At 72.2% G+C, this 15049-nt stretch carries 10 protein-coding genes and 1 tRNA gene; 6 read left to right on the forward strand and 5 right to left on the reverse strand.

Annotation, left to right across the window (positions count from 1 at the left end; translation table 11 throughout):
* Nucleotides 1-13 precede the first annotated feature (13 nt).
* From lgt to pyk, 4 genes are all read left to right on the forward strand, one after another.
* Nucleotides 14-1081, forward strand: coding sequence for a prolipoprotein diacylglyceryl transferase (gene lgt / locus H7K62_RS10335; RefSeq protein WP_186717832.1), 1068 nt, complete (start codon nt 14-16; stop codon nt 1079-1081).
* A 185-nt stretch (nt 1082-1266) separates the two neighbouring features.
* Nucleotides 1267-5925: a glutamate synthase large subunit gene (gene gltB / locus H7K62_RS10340; RefSeq protein ID WP_186717833.1), complete on the forward strand. Its 4659-nt coding sequence runs from the start codon at nt 1267-1269 to the stop codon at nt 5923-5925.
* Entirely contained in the window at nt 5918-7399 is a 1482-nt protein-coding gene (locus tag H7K62_RS10345) for a glutamate synthase subunit beta (protein WP_186717834.1), read from the forward strand. The genes gltB and H7K62_RS10345 overlap by 8 nt, the downstream gene beginning before the upstream one ends.
* 153 nt (nt 7400-7552) lie before the next feature.
* Nucleotides 7553-8974 (forward strand): pyruvate kinase, encoded by a 1422-nt coding sequence (gene pyk, locus H7K62_RS10350; RefSeq protein ID WP_186717835.1) that lies wholly within the window; start codon nt 7553-7555, stop codon nt 8972-8974.
* A gap of 47 nt (nt 8975-9021) precedes the next feature.
* Here the strand turns inward: pyk and H7K62_RS10355 are convergent, their stop codons facing one another.
* Complete coding sequence (locus tag H7K62_RS10355; protein WP_222437359.1) at nt 9022-9798, reverse strand: helix-turn-helix domain-containing protein; 777 nt, start codon at nt 9796-9798, stop codon at nt 9022-9024.
* A 45-nt stretch (nt 9799-9843) separates the two neighbouring features.
* A tRNA-Leu gene (locus tag H7K62_RS10360) sits at nt 9844-9926 on the reverse strand.
* Nucleotides 9927-9983: 57 nt separating this feature from the next.
* On the opposite strand from H7K62_RS10360, the gene H7K62_RS10365 reads away from it, so the two are divergent.
* Both H7K62_RS10365 and H7K62_RS10370 read left to right on the forward strand, forming a co-directional pair.
* Nucleotides 9984-10595, forward strand: a complete 612-nt coding sequence (locus H7K62_RS10365) for an ANTAR domain-containing response regulator (RefSeq protein WP_139712863.1) — start codon at nt 9984-9986, stop codon at nt 10593-10595.
* A gap of 215 nt (nt 10596-10810) precedes the next feature.
* Nucleotides 10811-12118 (forward strand): ABC transporter substrate-binding protein, encoded by a 1308-nt coding sequence (locus H7K62_RS10370; protein ID WP_186717837.1) that lies wholly within the window; start codon nt 10811-10813, stop codon nt 12116-12118.
* Nucleotides 12119-12282: 164 nt separating this feature from the next.
* On the opposite strand, the gene H7K62_RS10375 is transcribed toward H7K62_RS10370, so the two are convergent.
* From H7K62_RS10375 to H7K62_RS10385, 3 genes are read right to left on the reverse strand one after another with little or no spacing between them, the layout of a single operon-like run.
* The gene (locus tag H7K62_RS10375) at nt 12283-13068 is read right to left on the reverse strand and encodes an ABC transporter ATP-binding protein (protein ID WP_186717838.1); all 786 of its coding nucleotides are present in this window, start codon (nt 13066-13068) and stop codon (nt 12283-12285) included.
* Nucleotides 13065-14066, reverse strand: coding sequence for an ABC transporter ATP-binding protein (locus tag H7K62_RS10380; protein ID WP_186717839.1), 1002 nt, complete (start codon nt 14064-14066; stop codon nt 13065-13067). The genes H7K62_RS10375 and H7K62_RS10380 overlap by 4 nt, the downstream gene beginning before the upstream one ends.
* Complete coding sequence (locus H7K62_RS10385) at nt 14056-15045, reverse strand: branched-chain amino acid ABC transporter permease (RefSeq protein WP_186717840.1); 990 nt, start codon at nt 15043-15045, stop codon at nt 14056-14058. The genes H7K62_RS10380 and H7K62_RS10385 overlap by 11 nt, the downstream gene beginning before the upstream one ends.
* Nucleotides 15046-15049 lie beyond the last annotated feature (4 nt).

Genomic DNA, 15049 nt, shown 5'->3' on the forward strand with positions numbered 1-15049 from the left:
TCGTGGTGACCCGATGACTGGCGCCGTGCTGGCCACCATCGCCTCCTCGGGCGTCCTCGCCTCCATCCCCAGCCCCTCCCAGGGCGTCTGGCACCTGGGCCCGGTGCCGCTGCGCGCCTACGCGTTCTGCATCCTGGCGGGCATCGCGCTGGCCGTGTGGCTGACCGACCGCCGGTGGCGCGCCCGCGGCGGCCTGCCCGGCCAGATCGCCGACATCGCCCTGTGGGCGGTGCCGTTCGGCATCGTCGGCGGCCGGCTCTACCACGTGGTCTCGTCCCCGGACGCCTACTTCGGCCCCGGCGGCGACCCCGTCGCAGCCCTCTACATCTGGAACGGCGGCCTGGGGATCTGGGGCGCGGTGGCGCTCGGCGCGGTGGGGGCCTGGATCGGCTGCCGCCAGGTCGGCGCCCGGTTCTCCTCCTACGCGGACACCCTGGCCCCGGGGCTGCTGCTGGCGCAGGCGGTGGGCAGGGTCGGCAACTACTTCAACCAGGAGCTCTACGGCCGCCCGACCACGCTGCCGTGGGCGCTGGAGATCAGCCCGCAGCACCGCGAGCCCGGGTTCGAGGACGTCGCCACCTACCACCCCACCTTCCTCTACGAGCTCCTGTGGGACGCGGCCGCGGCGGGCGTCCTCATCTGGCTGCAGCGGCGCTTCCGCCTGGGCCACGGCCGGGTCTTCTTCGGCTACGTCGTGCTCTACACGCTCGGTCGCGTCTGGATCGAGGCGCTGCGCATCGACCCCGCCGAGCAGGTCCTCGGCCTGCGCCTCAACATCTGGACCTGCCTCGTGGTGGGCCTGGCCGGCGTGGTCGCCTTCGTGGTGAGCGCCCGCCGCCACCCGGGCGTCGAGGACTCGGTGCTCGTGCCGGCCCGCTCGGCCGCCTACCGGGACGCCCAGGCGGACACCACGGCCGACGACGACGGTGACGCCCGTGACGACGAGACGACGGTCGCCGGTGCGCCGGTGCGCGTCGCGGGGAGGGCCAGCGGCGGTGGAGCGGCCACCGAGCCCCCCGAGGGGGCTCCCCGCGGCGGAGAGTCCGGTGGGCGGGACGCTGCGTCTCGCGATGTGAGATAGCAGTCACGATCGCGAGCACCGGAGACGTCCCCCGCCGGTGCTATCGTCCCTGTCAGCGTGCCGGGCCAGCGCCGTCCCCGCTCGACGACCCAGTCACCACCAGTCGATCAGCAGCAGCACTGCCGCCAGCCCCGAGACCACACCCGGCGGGCTCTGCCCGCCGGCCAGCCCCGAGGACGGTCACCATGGCCCCCACGCGCGACACATCCCGCGCACTGCAGCGCTTCTCCGCGCAGCCCGGTGCGCAGGGCCTGTACGACCCCGCCGCGGAGAAGGACGCCTGCGGCGTGGCCTTCGTGGCCAACCTCCGGTCGGGGGCCACCCACGAGGTGGTGGAGCAGGCGCTCACCGCCCTGCGCAACCTCGACCACCGCGGCGCCGTCGGCGCCGAGGTCGACTCCGGTGACGGCGCCGGCATCCTGCTCCAGGTCCCCGACGCGTTCCTGCGCGCCGTGTGGGCCGAGCAGGCCGACCCGTCCGGCGTGGAGCTCCCGCCGGCCGGCCAGTACGCGGTGGGCCTGGGGTTCCTCCCCGACGACGACGCCGAGGAGGCGATCGCCAAGGCGGAGATCGCGGCCACCGCCGCCGAGGAGGGCCTGCGGGTCGTCGGCTGGCGCGAGGTGCCCGTCACCGCCTCCCTCGTGGGACAGACCGCGCGCTCGTGCATGCCCCGGTTCCGCCACCTCGTGGTGGCCGGCGCCGGGTCCCACCAGGGCGTGGGCGGCCTCGAGCTCGACCGGCTCGCGTTCGTCCTGCGCAAGCGCGCCGAGCGCGAGCTGGACGTCTACTTCGCCTCGCTGAGCAGCCGCACGCTCGTCTACAAGGGCATGCTCACCACCGGGCAGCTGGAGCCGTTCTTCCCGGACCTGTCCGACCGGCGCCTGGCCACCCAGCTGGCGATCGTGCACTCGCGCTTCTCCACCAACACCTTCCCCAGCTGGCCGCTGGCGCACCCGTTCCGCTACATCGCTCACAACGGCGAGATCAACACCGTGCGGGGCAACCGCAACTGGATGCGGGCGCGCGAGAGCCAGCTGGCCACGCCGCTCATCGAGGGCGACCTGTCCCGCCTGTTCCCCATCTGCACCCCGGGCGCCAGCGACTCCGCGTCCTTCGACGAGGTGCTGGAGCTGCTGCACCTCACGGGGCGCTCGCTGCCGCACGCCGTCCTCATGATGATCCCGGAGGCGTGGGAGAACCACGCCCAGATGGACCCGGCCCGGCGCGCCTTCTACGCCTTCCACGCCAGCTTCATGGAGCCCTGGGACGGCCCCGCCGCGGTGACCTTCACCGACGGTCGCCTCATCGGCGCCGTGCTCGACCGCAACGGCCTGCGCCCCTCCCGCTACTGGGTCACCGACGACGGGCTCGTCGTCCTCGCCAGCGAGGTGGGCGTGCTCGACATCGCCCCGGAGCGGGTCGTCAGCAAGGGGCGGCTGCAGCCCGGGCGCATGCTCCTGCTCGACGTCGGCGACGGCACCGAGCCGGGGCGGATCATCCCCGACGACGAGGTGAAGGGGCAGCTCGCCTCCGAGCACCCCTACCAGGAGTGGCTGCGCGAGGGGCTCATCGAGCTGGGGGACCTCCCCGAGCGCGAGCACGTGCTGCACACCCACGCGTCGGTGACCCGCCGCCAGCAGGCGTTCGGCTACACCGAGGAGGAGCTGCGCCTCATCCTCGCGCCGATGGCGGCCTCCGGTGCCGAGCCGGTGGGCTCGATGGGCACCGACACGCCCATCGCGGTGCTGTCCGAGCGCCCGCGCCTCCTCTTCGACTACTTCACCCAGCTCTTCGCGCAGGTGACCAACCCGCCGCTGGACGCCATCCGCGAGGAGGTCGTCACCAGCCTCGGCGTGGAGATGGGCCCGGAGTCCAACGCCCTGGACGCCACCCCGGAGCACTGCCGCCAGCTGCGGCTGCCGTTCCCGGTCATCGACAACGACGAGCTCGCGAAGATCACCCACCTCGACGCCGACGGCGACGGCACGGGCTTCGCCACGGTCCGCGTGCGGGGCCTGTACCGCGTGGCCGGGGGCGGCGAGGAGCTCGAGCGCCGCCTGGGCCAGATCTGCTCGGAGGTGTCGGCCGCCATCGCCGACGGCGCCCGGTTCGTGCTGCTGTCCGACCGCGACTCCGACGCCGTCTGGGCGCCCATCCCGTCGCTGCTGCTCACCAGCGCCGTGCACCACCACCTCATCCGCGAGAAGACCCGCACCCAGGTCGGCCTCGTGGTCGAGGCCGGTGACGTGCGCGAGGTGCACCACGTCGCGCTGCTCATCGGCTACGGCGCCGCCTGCATCAACCCCTACCTGGCCATGGAGTCCGTCGAGGACCTCGCCCGGCACGGGGTGCTCGAGGGCACCGACCCCCAGCAGTGCGTGCGCAACCTCATCTACGCGCTCGGCAAGGGCGTGCTCAAGGTGATGTCCAAGATGGGCATCTCCACGGTCGCCTCCTACCGCGGCGCCCAGGTCTTCGAGGCCATCGGCCTGTCGCAGGAGCTGGTGGACCGCTGGTTCACCGGCACCACCACCCAGCTGGGCGGCGTCGGCATCGACGTGGTCGCGGCCGAGGTGGCTGCCCGCCACGCCCGCGCCTACCCGGTCGAGGGCGCGGCGCCCGCGCACCGCCGCCTCGACGTGGGCGGGGAGTACCAGTGGAAGCGCGAGGGCGAGCCGCACCTGTTCGACCCGGAGACGGTCTTCCGCCTCCAGCACGCCACCCGCGCGCGCCGGTACGACGTCTTCCGCCAGTACACCGAGCGCGTCGACGACCAGTCGACGCGCCTCATGACGCTGCGCGGCCTGTTCTCCTTCAAGGACGCCGCCGCGACGGGGCGCCAGCCGGTGCCGCTGGACGAGGTCGAGCCGGTCAGCGAGATCGTCAAGCGCTTCTCCACGGGGGCGATGAGCTACGGCTCCATCTCCGCCGAGGCGCACGAGACCCTCGCCATCGCCATGAACCAGCTCGGCGCCAAGTCGAACACCGGCGAGGGCGGCGAGGACGTCGACCGCCTGCTCGACCCGGAGCGCCGCAGCGCCATCAAGCAGATCGCCTCGGGCCGGTTCGGGGTCACCAGCGCCTACCTGACCCACGCGACCGACCTGCAGATCAAGATGGCGCAGGGCGCCAAGCCCGGCGAGGGCGGCCAGCTGCCCGGCCCGAAGGTCTACCCGAACATCGCCAAGACCCGTTACGCGACGCCGGGCGTCGGCCTCATCTCCCCGCCGCCGCACCACGACATCTACTCCATCGAGGACCTCGCCCAGCTCATCCACGACCTCAAGAACGCCAACCCCGCGGCTCGCGTGCACACCAAGCTCGTGTCCGAGGTCGGCGTCGGGACGGTCGCGGCGGGCGTGGCGAAGGCCCACTCCGACGTCGTCCTCATCTCCGGGCACGACGGCGGCACCGGTGCGGCGCCGCTCACCTCGCTCAAGCACACCGGCGCCCCCTGGGAGCTCGGCCTGGCCGAGACCCAGCAGACGCTGCTGCTCAACGGCCTGCGCGACCGCGTGAGCGTCCAGGTGGACGGCCAGCTCAAGACCGGCCGCGACGTCGTCGTGGCGGCGCTGCTCGGTGCGGAGGAGTACGGCTTCTCCACCGCCCCGCTCGTGGTCAGCGGCTGCATCATGATGCGCGTCTGCCAGCTCGACACCTGCCCGGTGGGCGTCGCCACGCAGAACCCCGTCCTGCGCGAGCGCTTCACGGGCAAGCCGGAGTTCGTCGTGACGTTCTTCGAGTACCTGGCCGAGGAGGTGCGCGAGCACCTCGCCGCGCTGGGCTTCCGCAGCCTCGACGAGGCCGTCGGCCAGGTCGGCTCGCTCGACGTGCGCCGCGCCGTGGAGCACTGGAAGGCCTCCGGGCTGGACCTGTCCCCGGTGCTGGCGGACGTGGAGGTGGCCGACGGCGCCGCCCGCCGCCAGACGTCCGCGCAGGACCACGGGCTGGAGAAGGCGCTGGACCACCAGCTCATCGCGGCCAGCCGGGCCGCGCTCGACAGCGGTGAGCACGTCAGCGCGACGTTCGCCATCCGCAACGTCAACCGCACCGTGGGCACGATGCTCGGGCACGAGGTGACCAAGGCCTTCGGGCCCGACGGCGCCCCGGACGGCACCATCGACCTCACCCTCGTGGGCTCGGCGGGCCAGTCGTTCGGCGCGTTCCTGCCGGCCGGCGTCACGCTGCGCCTCGTCGGAGACGCCAACGACTACGTCGGCAAGGGCCTCTCGGGCGGTCGCGTGGTCGTCACGCCGCACGAGTCCGCGCCGTTCGCGGGCGCGGGCGCCGTGGAGAACGTCATCGCCGGCAACACCGTCGGCTACGGCGCCACCTCCGGGGAGCTGTTCCTGTCCGGCCGGGTGGGGGAGCGGTTCGCCGTGCGCAACTCCGGCGCGTCGATCGTCGTCGAGGGCACGGGCGACCACGCCTGCGAGTACATGACCGGCGGCGTCGTCGTCGTCCTCGGGCAGACCGGCCGCAACGTCGGTGCGGGGATGTCCGGCGGCACCGCCTACGTGCTCGACCTCGTGCCGGACAAGCTCAACGCCGCGGCCGTCCGCAGCGGTGAGCTGACCTCGCGCCCCCTGGCCGAGGGGAGCGACGCCGAGCGCGAGCTCGTCGCCCGCCTGCTGGCCCGCCACGTCGAGGAGACCGGCTCCGCCGTCGCCGCGTCGCTGCTGGAGGGCGGCGCGCTCTCGGGCGAGGCGCTCAGCAGGTTCACGGCACTCGTCCCGCGCGACTTCGCGCGCGTCACCGCGCTGCGCGAGGCAGCCATCGCCGAGGGGAACGACCCCGACGGCGCCGACGTCTGGCAGCAGATCATGGAGGCCGTCCGTGGCTGACCCCCGAGGGTTCCTCACCACCCCCACCCGCGAGAACGCCCCGCGCCGGCCGGTGCCCGTGCGCATCAAGGACTGGCGCGAGGTCTACGAGCCGGTCGAGCCGGGCGTGCTGTCCCGCCAGGCCGGTCGCTGCATGGACTGCGGCATCCCGTTCTGCCACAACGGCTGCCCGCTGGGGAACCTCATCCCCGAGTGGAACGACCTCACGCGCCGCGGCGACTTCCGCGAGGCGATCGAGCAGCTGCACGCCACCAACAACTTCCCGGAGTTCACCGGCAAGCTGTGCCCCGCCCCGTGCGAGGCGGCGTGCGTGCTGGGGATCAACCAGGACCCGGTGACCATCAAGCTGGTCGAGGAGTCGATCATCGAGCGCGCCTGGGACGAGGGCTGGGTGCAGCCCCTGCCGCCCGAGCGCCTCACCGGCAAGACCGTGGCCGTCATCGGCTCCGGTCCCGCAGGGCTGGCGGCCGCCCAGCAGCTCACGCGCGCCGGGCACACCGTGGCGGTCTACGAGCGCGACGACGCCCTGGGCGGCCTCATGCGCTACGGCGTGCCCGAGTACAAGATGGAGAAGCGCCACATCGACCGGCGCGTGGCGCAGATGGAGGCGGAGGGCACGCGCTTCCGCACCGGGGTGGACGTCGGCGGAGACGTCGACGCCGCCCGCCTGGCCGACCGGTACGACGCCGTGGTCATGGCCGTCGGCGCGCTGCAGCCGCGTGAGCTCGACGTGCCCGGCCGGGACCTGCGCGGCGTGCTCCAGGCCATGGAGTTCCTGCCGCAGGGCAACAAGCTGGCCCTGGGTCAGCCCGTGCCCGACTCGGTGCCCGCGGAGAAGCGCCTGACGGCCGAGGGCAAGGACGTCATCATCATCGGCGCCGGTGACACCGGTGCGGACTGCCTGGGCACCGTGCTGCGGCAGAACCCGAGGTCGGTGACGCAGCTCGCGATCGGCCCGACCCCGCCGCCGGACCGCACGGGCAACCAGCCGTGGCCGACCTACCCGCTGGTGTTCCGCACCTCCTCGGCCCACGAGGAGGGCGGCGAGCGCGTCTACACCGCGTCCACCACCGAGCTGGTCGACGACGGCGAGGGCGGCGTGAAGGCCCTGCGCATGGTCGAGGTCGTGCGCCACCCGGACAGGTCGTACACGGTGGTCGAGGGGTCCGAGCGCGAGCTGCCCGCGCAGCTGGTGCTCCTGGCGCTGGGCTTCTCCGGCGTCGAGAAGATGCCCATGGTCGAGCAGCTGGGCCTCGAGGTCGGCCGTGACGGTGCCCTCGTGCGCGATGCGGGCTGGCAGTCCTCGCGGCCCGGCACGTTCGTGGTGGGCGACGCCGGCCGCGGCGCCAGCCTCATCGTGTGGGCCATCGCGGAGGGCCGCGCCTGCGCGGCGGCGGTCGACGAGTTCCTCACGGGGCGCCCGAGCACCCTGCCGGCGCCCGTGACCCCGTCCGCCCGTCCGCTCGTCGTCTGACGGGTCGTCCGGCGGTGGGACCGACGGTCCCACCGCCGGGCGCCAGTCGCCCGGCGCCCGGCCCAGGTGAACGGGATGTGAACGTTCACACCCGGACCCGTGGTGGGTGCCCCCGAGGTCAGCGCCGCTCGGCGCGGGCCTAGGGTTGGGTCCATGCGCCGCGCGAAGATCGTCTGCACGCTGGGGCCTGCACTGGACACCCCGGAACGGATGGCAGCCGTCATCGAGGCCGGGATGGACGTCGCCCGCCTCAACATGTCCCACGGTGACCAGGCCGACCACCTGCGTCGCTACAACCTCGTCCGCAAGGCCAGCGACGCCGCCGGCCACGCGGTCGCGATCCTGGCCGACCTCCAGGGCCCCAAGATCCGCCTCGGTCGCTTCACGGACGGCCCGCACCTGCTGGCCGTCGGTGACAGCTTCACCATCACCACCGAGGACGTCCCGGGCACCAAGGAGATCTGCTCCACCACCTACAAGGGCCTCGCCGGTGACGTGGCCCCCGGTGACCCGCTGCTCATCGACGACGGCCGCGTGGGTCTGGAGGTCGTCGCCGTCGACGGGCCCCGCGTGCACACGAAGGTCGTCGTGCCGGGCCCGGTCTCGAACAACAAGGGCATCAACCTGCCCGGCGTGGCCGTCAGCGTGCCCGCCCTGTCCGACAAGGACGCGGACGACCTGCGCTGGGCGCTGAAGACCGGGGTGGACTTCATCGCGCTGTCGTTCGTGCGCTCCGGTGCCGACATCGTCGACGTGCACGCGATCATGGACGAGGTGGGCGTCCGCCGCCCCGTCATCGCCAAGGTCGAGAAGCCGCAGGCCGTGGACGACCTCGAGGGCATCGTCGCCGCCTTCGACGGCGTCATGGTCGCCCGCGGCGACCTGGGCGTGGAGCTCCCGCTGGAGCAGGTCCCGATCGTGCAGAAGCGCGCCGTGGAGCTGTGCCGCCGCAACGCCAAGCCGGTCATCGTGGCCACGCAGATGCTCGAGTCGATGATCAGCGCTCCGCGCCCGACCCGCGCCGAGGCCAGCGACGTCGCCAACGCCGTCCTCGACGGCGCCGACGCGCTGATGCTCTCCGGGGAGACCAGCGTCGGCGAGTTCGCCATCGAGACGGTCCAGACGATGGCCCGGATCATCGCGAACACCGAGAAGGAGGCGCTGGACCGGATCCGCCCCCTCGGCACCACGCCCCACACCCAGGGCGGCGCCGTCACCTGGGCGGCCCGGGCCATCGCCGAGAACATCGGCGCCAGCCAGCTGGTGACGTTCACGGTCTCGGGCGACTCCGCGCGCCGCATGGCCCGCCTGCGCTCCCCGATCCCCGCGCTGGCGTTCACGCCCGACGCCGCCACGCGCAACCAGCTCGCCCTGACGTGGGGCACGGAGCCGTTCCTGGTGCCCTTCGTCGACACCACCGACGACATGGTCGCCCAGGTGGACAAGGCCCTCCTCGACATCCACCGCGTCGAGAACGGCTCCACCGTGGTCATCGTGGCCGGGTCGCTGCCGGGCAAGGTCGGGTCCACCAACGCCATCCGCGTGCACCGCGTGGGCGACGCCAAGAACCAGTAGGACGACGACGGCCGAGGGGCGTTGGGGCTGGCCCGGCGGGGGAGCGGTCAGCTCTTGGGGCCGACGTGCTCGTCCAGCAGCGCCACGGACGCCCTCCGGGCCACGGAGACCACGTCGCGGCGAGGGTGCGTGTGCGCAGCCCCCAGCCGGTCCAGTGCGGCGCAGCAGATGCCGATGATGTCGGTCGAGGCGTTGCTGAAGAGGTAGCGGGGGTAGCCCTCGTAGCGCTGCCCGTTCGCCCCGACCGCCCAGTTCTGCACGCGGCAGCCGTCGCTGTGGAACAGGCCGCGCAGCAACCGCCCGGGGTGCTCGTCGACGATCTCCTGCTGCCACGGCTCCAGCACGATGGGGCGGTCGTGCTTGCGCCCCTCCCCGTGCTGGGGGAAGACGCACGGCCAGTGGTGCCACGAGGCGCTGATGGCGCTGCACCCCTTCAGGCGCCGCCGCCAGACGCTCGTGCCGGGCTTCACCGCCCGGATGGACGCCTCGACCTCCTCGTTGAGCGCGGGGTAGCGGTCGTCGTTGTAGATCGCCAGGAGCCGTGACGTCCCGCGAGCGAGCGCGATGTGCCCATCGCCGAGGTACCAGCCCAGGAGGTGGGCGTACGCGGACTCGTCCAGCGCGCCGCCCTCGCAGCGCGGGCAGGGAGCGGATCCGGTGCGGCCTGGAGCGCTGGTCAGCTCCTCCCGGCGGATGCGCCGTCGCCACCGCCGGATCGTGTTCACGCAGATGCCGAGCTGCTGGGCGACCTCGGCGTCGGTGGAGCCGGCCTCGCGGAGACGGGCGGCTTCCTGGAGCACGGGCCAGGGGGTCGGGGCGGGCACAGGAAGATCGAACACGCGACCACCGACAGTGCCTGAGGACCTGCGTGCCGGGTGCGGGATTCGAACCCGCACGCCCTCTCGGGCAGAGACTTTTGAGGTCTCGGTGTCTGCCGTTCCACCAACCCGGCGTCTGTCGCGGGATCACCATGTCATGGCGCTGCGCGACGCCCACTAAAGTACCGGTCGTGAGTGAGCAGGGTACCCAGGCGGAGCCGGGCGCAGGGCCGCGTCGGCGCGTCGTCGTCGCGGAGGACGAGGCGATCATCCGCCTCGACGTCGTCGAGATCCTCCGCGAGGCGGGCTACGACGTGGTCGGGGAGGCCGGCGACGGCGAGAGCGCCGTCCGCCTCGTCGAGGAGCTCCAGCCCGACCTGGTGGTCATGGACGTGAAGATGCCCGTCATGGACGGCATCAGCGCCGCCGAGCGCATCGGCAAGGCGCGCCTGGCGCCCGTCGTCCTCCTCACGGCGTTCTCCCAGCGCGAGCTCGTGGACCGCGCCCGGGACGCCGGCGCCATGGCCTACGTGGTCAAGCCGTTCACGTCCGCTGACCTGCTGCCCGCCGTCGAGATCGCCGTCTCCCGCTTCCAGGAGATCGCCGACCTCGAGGAGGAGGTGGCCGACCTGACCGAGCGCTTCGAGACCCGCAAGCGCGTCGAGCGGGCCAAGGGCCTGCTCATGACCCGCATGGGCCTGTCCGAGCCCGAGGCGTTCCGCTGGATCCAGAAGACCTCGATGGACCGCCGCCTCACCATGCGCGAGGTCGCGGACGCCGTGCTGAGCCAGGTCAGCAGCTGACCCGGGCCTGACGCGCGGTGACGGGCGGTCACCGGGGGTGCGGAGCGCAACTCACAGCACCTTCGGAGGCCGCCCGCAGTCGCGTCTGAGGTCCGTGTAGGTCACGGATGCACAACAACCGAGGTCAGCACCTCCACGGGCGGGCACCACGGCGTCTACGGTCGCCAGACCCGCGCGGCGCCGCACGTGAGCGCCGCACCCCCGAGAGGACCTCCATGATCCGATCCCTGCGCGGAGCCGGCGTGTTCGCCGTGCTCGGTGTCGCCTCCCTCACCCTCGCCGCGTGCGGCGGTGGCAGCAGCGACCCCGCTGCCAGCTCGACCGCGTCCGGGAGCACCAGTGCGTCCGCGAGCAGCAACAAGAGCACGGAGCAGGCTCCCGTCGAGCCCGGTGACGGCACGCTGACCATCGGCTCACTGCTCCCGCAGACGGGATCGCTGGCCTTCCTCGGTCCGCCGGAGTTCGCCGGCGTGCAGCTGGCGATCAACGACATCAACGCGGCCGGCGGCTTCAACAACAAGGACGTCGTCTACAACCAGACGGACTCCGGTGACACCACCACCGACATCGCCTCGCAGTCGGTGCAGAAGCTGCTGTCGGCCAAGACCGACGCCATCGTCGGCGCCGCCTCCTCGGGCGTGTCCAAGAACGTCATCGACGCCATCACCGGCGCCGGCGTGCTGCAGATCAGCCCGGCCAACACCTCGCCGGACTTCACCACTTACCCCGACCGCGGCCTGTACTGGCGCACGGCGCCGTCGGACGTCCTCCAGGGCCGCGTCATGGGTGACCTGCTCCTGCAGGACAACCACCTCGACGTCGCCACCATCACCCTGGACGACCCGTACGGCTCGGGTCTGCAGACCAACATCGCCAAGTCGCTCGAGGCCGGCGGCGGCAAGATCGTCAAGAACTCGGTCTTCAACCCGGACGCCGCCACGTTCGACTCCAACGTCTCCGAGATCGCCGCCGCGAAGCCGGAGGCCGTCGTCGTCATCGGCTTCCAGCAGACCGTGCAGATCGTCCAGGCGATGATCACGCAGGGCATCGGCCCGGACAAGATGCCGATCTACTTCGTGGACGGCAACCTGGCCGACTACTCCAGCAACTTCTCCGCCGGCCAGCTGAAGGGCGTCAAGGGCACCTTGCCCGGCGCCAAGACCAGCGACGACTTCCGCCAGCGCCTGCTGCAGGTGGACCCGTCCCTGAAGGACTTCAGCTACGCGCCCGAGTCCTACGACGCGACCGTGCTGGTGGCCCTCGCCGCGCACGCCGCCAAGAACGACAGCGGCACCGGCATCGCCTCCAAGATGCAGGAGGTCTCCGAGGGCGGCACCAAGTGCACCTCCTACAAGGAGTGCCTGGACCTCATGGACAAGGGCACCGACATCGACTACGACGGCTACTCGGGCCCGATCGACTTCAGCGCCCAGGGTGACCCGACCAAGGCGACGATCGGCATCTACCAGTACGGCGACGACAACAAGTACACCAACGTCGACTACATCACCGGCTCCCTGTGACCCGCAGGTAGCCACCGCGCCGAGGGCGCCGCTCCCCACCCGGGGGCGGCGCCCTCGCTGCGTCGGAGGGCTCGTGCGGGGGAGGGGGACGTCGGGGACGACGGGGACGACGACGAGGGGCGCCACCCGGCCGGGTGGCGCCCCTCGTCGTCGGTGCGGGCCGCTCAGTTCTTGGCGAGCGTGCCCAGGTAGAGCTCGATGACCTTCGGGTCGCTGGCGAGGTCGCGGCCGGTGCCCGTGTAGGCGTTGCGGCCCTGGTCCAGCACGTACGCGCGGTCGCAGATCTGCAGGCAGCGCGCGGCGTTCTGCTCGACCATGACCACCGAGGTGCCGGTCTTGTTGATCTGCCGGGTGCGCAGGAACACCTCGTCCTGCATGGCCGGGGACAGGCCCGCGCTGGGCTCGTCCAGCAGCAGCACCGACGGGTCCATCATGAGGGCCCGGCCCATGGCCACCATCTGGCGCTCACCGCCGGACAGCGACCCGGCGCGCTGGGCGCGGCGGGTGCCGAGGGCGGGGAAGAGCTCGGTGACCACGTCGAAGCGCTCCTTGAAGCGCGACGGCGCCTGGTAGCAGCCCATCTGCAGGTTCTCCTCGATGGTCAGCGAGGGGAACACGTTGTTGTTCTGCGGCACGAAGCCGACGCCCTGGCGGACCAGCTTGTCGGCGCGCAGGCCGGCGATCTCCTCGCCCTTGAGCGTGACGCTGCCGGACCGGATCTTCACCAGCCCGAACAGGGCCTTGAGGAACGTCGACTTGCCGGCGCCGTTGGGGCCGATGATGCCCACCAGCTCACCGGCGTGGCAGTACAGGTCGGTGCCGTTGAGGATGTTGACGCCGGGGAAGTAGCCCGCCACCAGCTCGTCGGCCCGCAGGACCGCGCCCTCGGCGGCGGCCACGTGCACCGACCGGTCCTCGATGGTGGTGGACCCAGCGCGAGCGCCGCTCATGCGTGGTGCCTGCCCTTCGCTTCGTCGTCGTGCTGGGCGGAGATCTCCGCCTCGACCTCGGCCTCGACGGTCTCCTCCAGCTGCGCGGCCGCCGAGTCGTCGGCGAGGGAGACGTCGTGGTGGCCACCGAGGTAGGCCTCGATGACGGCGGGGTCGGCCATGACCGAGTCCGGCGGGCCCTCCGCGACGACCTTGCCCTGGGCCATGACCACCACCCAGTCGGCGATGTCGCGGACCATGTCCATGTCGTGCTCGACGAAGAGCACCGTCATGCCCTGCTCCCGCAGGTCCTTGACGTGGCCGAGCAGGGACTGCGTCAGCGCCGGGTTCACGCCGGCCATCGGCTCGTCGAGCATGACCACCTGCGGGTCGCTCATGAGCGCCCGGGCCATCTCGAGCAGCTTGCGCTGGCCGCCGGAGAGGCTCCCGGCGAAGTCGTCGGCCTTGGCGTCGAGCTTGAACCGTCCGAGCAGCTCCATGGCGCGCTCGGTGTTGGCCTTCTCCTGGTTCCGCCAGATGCCGGCGAAGGCCGCCCTCAGGAGGCTCTCGCCCTTCTGCCCGGAGGCCCCCAGCAGCATGTTCTGCATCACCGTCAGGCGCGAGAGCGCCTTGGTGAGCTGGAACGTCCGCACCATGCCGCGGCGCGCCACCTTGTGGGCGGGGACCCGCGCGAGGTCGGTGCCGTCGAAGGACCAGGTGCCCTCGTCCGGCTTGTCGAAGCCCGTCAGCAGGTTGAAGAAGGTGGTCTTCCCGGCGCCGTTCGGGCCGATGAGCGCCGTGATGGCACCGCGCTGCACCTCCACGTGGTCCACCGACACCGCGGCGAGGCCGCCGAAGCGGCGCACCACGCCGTCGGCGACGAGCACCGGGTCCGGCTTCTTGGCCCCGGGCACGCGGGGGACGTCGGCCAGCGCGCGCGTCGCCGCGTCCTTGCGGGTGCCCTGCTGGTCGGGCTGGGTGACCCCTGCCGCAGCGGGGGTGGATGACTTACCGGCCATCGAGAGCCAGCTCCCTCCGGTCGCCGAAGATGCCTTGCGGCCTGTAGATCATGAGCAGCATGAGCGCCAGCCCCACCAGCATGAACCGGACCTGGCCGACCTGCGTGGTGGTCATGAGCCCGGCGGGCACCCAGCCCTCGGCGATGGCGCCGCGCAGGACGCCGTCGGTGAGGGACAGGACCACCCAGAAGATCGCCGCGCCGACCACTGGGCCGAGCACGCGGGCGGCGCCGCCGAGCAGCAGCACCGTGTAGGCGAAGAACGTGAACGCGGTGGCGTAGTTGTCCGGCTGCACGGCGGCGCGGCCGATGGAGAAGACGAACCCGGCGAGGGTGCCCACGAGGCCTCCCAGCACCAGCGCCTGCATCTTGTAGGCGTAGACGTTCTTGCCGAGCGCGCGCACGGCGTCCTCGTCCTCGCGGATGCCCTTGAGCACGCGGCCCCACGGGCTGCGCATGAGCGCCCAGGTGGCCAGCGCCACGAACGCGACGAGCAGCCACCCCACCAGGAGGATCCAGGTGGTGCGCTCGTTGTTCTGCCACGGGCCGAAGCCGTAGGTGCCCTGCGGGAACGGGTTGAGGTCGTAGAAGCCGTTCGCGAAGCCGGTGAGGCCGTTGGAGCCACCGGTGTAGGCGCCCAGGCTGTTCGAGCGCGCCAGCAGGCGCACCACCTCGGAGGCCGCGATGGTGGCGATGGCGAGGTAGTCCGCCCGAAGCCGCAGCGTCGGGACGCCCAGCAGCAGCGCGAAGACCACCGAGCCGAGCAGGCCCACGAGCACGCCCACCCCGAACGGCAGCCCGGCGATGCTCACCATGGTGGCGATGCCGTAGGAGCCGATGGCCACGAACGCGGCCTGGCCGAAGTTCAGCAGCCCCGCGTAGCCGAACTGGATGTTCAGGCCCAGGGCCGCGAGGGCGTAGATGACGGTGTCGAGCCCGATGGCCGCGGCCAGGGCGTTGTTGACGATCGAGATGTCCATGGTG

It is taken from the genome of Quadrisphaera sp. RL12-1S (assembly GCF_014270065.1).
GTDB lineage: Bacteria > Actinomycetota > Actinomycetes > Actinomycetales > Quadrisphaeraceae > Quadrisphaera.

Bases quoted from the DNA above. Each gene is read 5' to 3' on its own strand.
- lgt (WP_186717832.1), top strand. From the start codon at position 14: ATGACTGGCGCCGTGCTGGCCACCATCGCCTCCTCGGGCGTCCTCGCC.
- gltB (WP_186717833.1), top strand. From the start codon at position 1,267: ATGGCCCCCACGCGCGACACATCCCGCGCACTGCAGCGCTTCTCCGCG.
- pyk (WP_186717835.1), top strand. From the start codon at position 7,553: ATGCGCCGCGCGAAGATCGTCTGCACGCTGGGGCCTGCACTGGACACC.
- H7K62_RS10370 (WP_186717837.1), top strand. From the start codon at position 10,811: ATGATCCGATCCCTGCGCGGAGCCGGCGTGTTCGCCGTGCTCGGTGTC.
- H7K62_RS10375 (WP_186717838.1), bottom strand. From the start codon at position 13,068: ATGAGCGGCGCTCGCGCTGGGTCCACCACCATCGAGGACCGGTCGGTG.
- H7K62_RS10380 (WP_186717839.1), bottom strand. From the start codon at position 14,066: ATGGCCGGTAAGTCATCCACCCCCGCTGCGGCAGGGGTCACCCAGCCC.
- H7K62_RS10385 (WP_186717840.1), bottom strand. From the start codon at position 15,045: ATGGACATCTCGATCGTCAACAACGCCCTGGCCGCGGCCATCGGGCTC.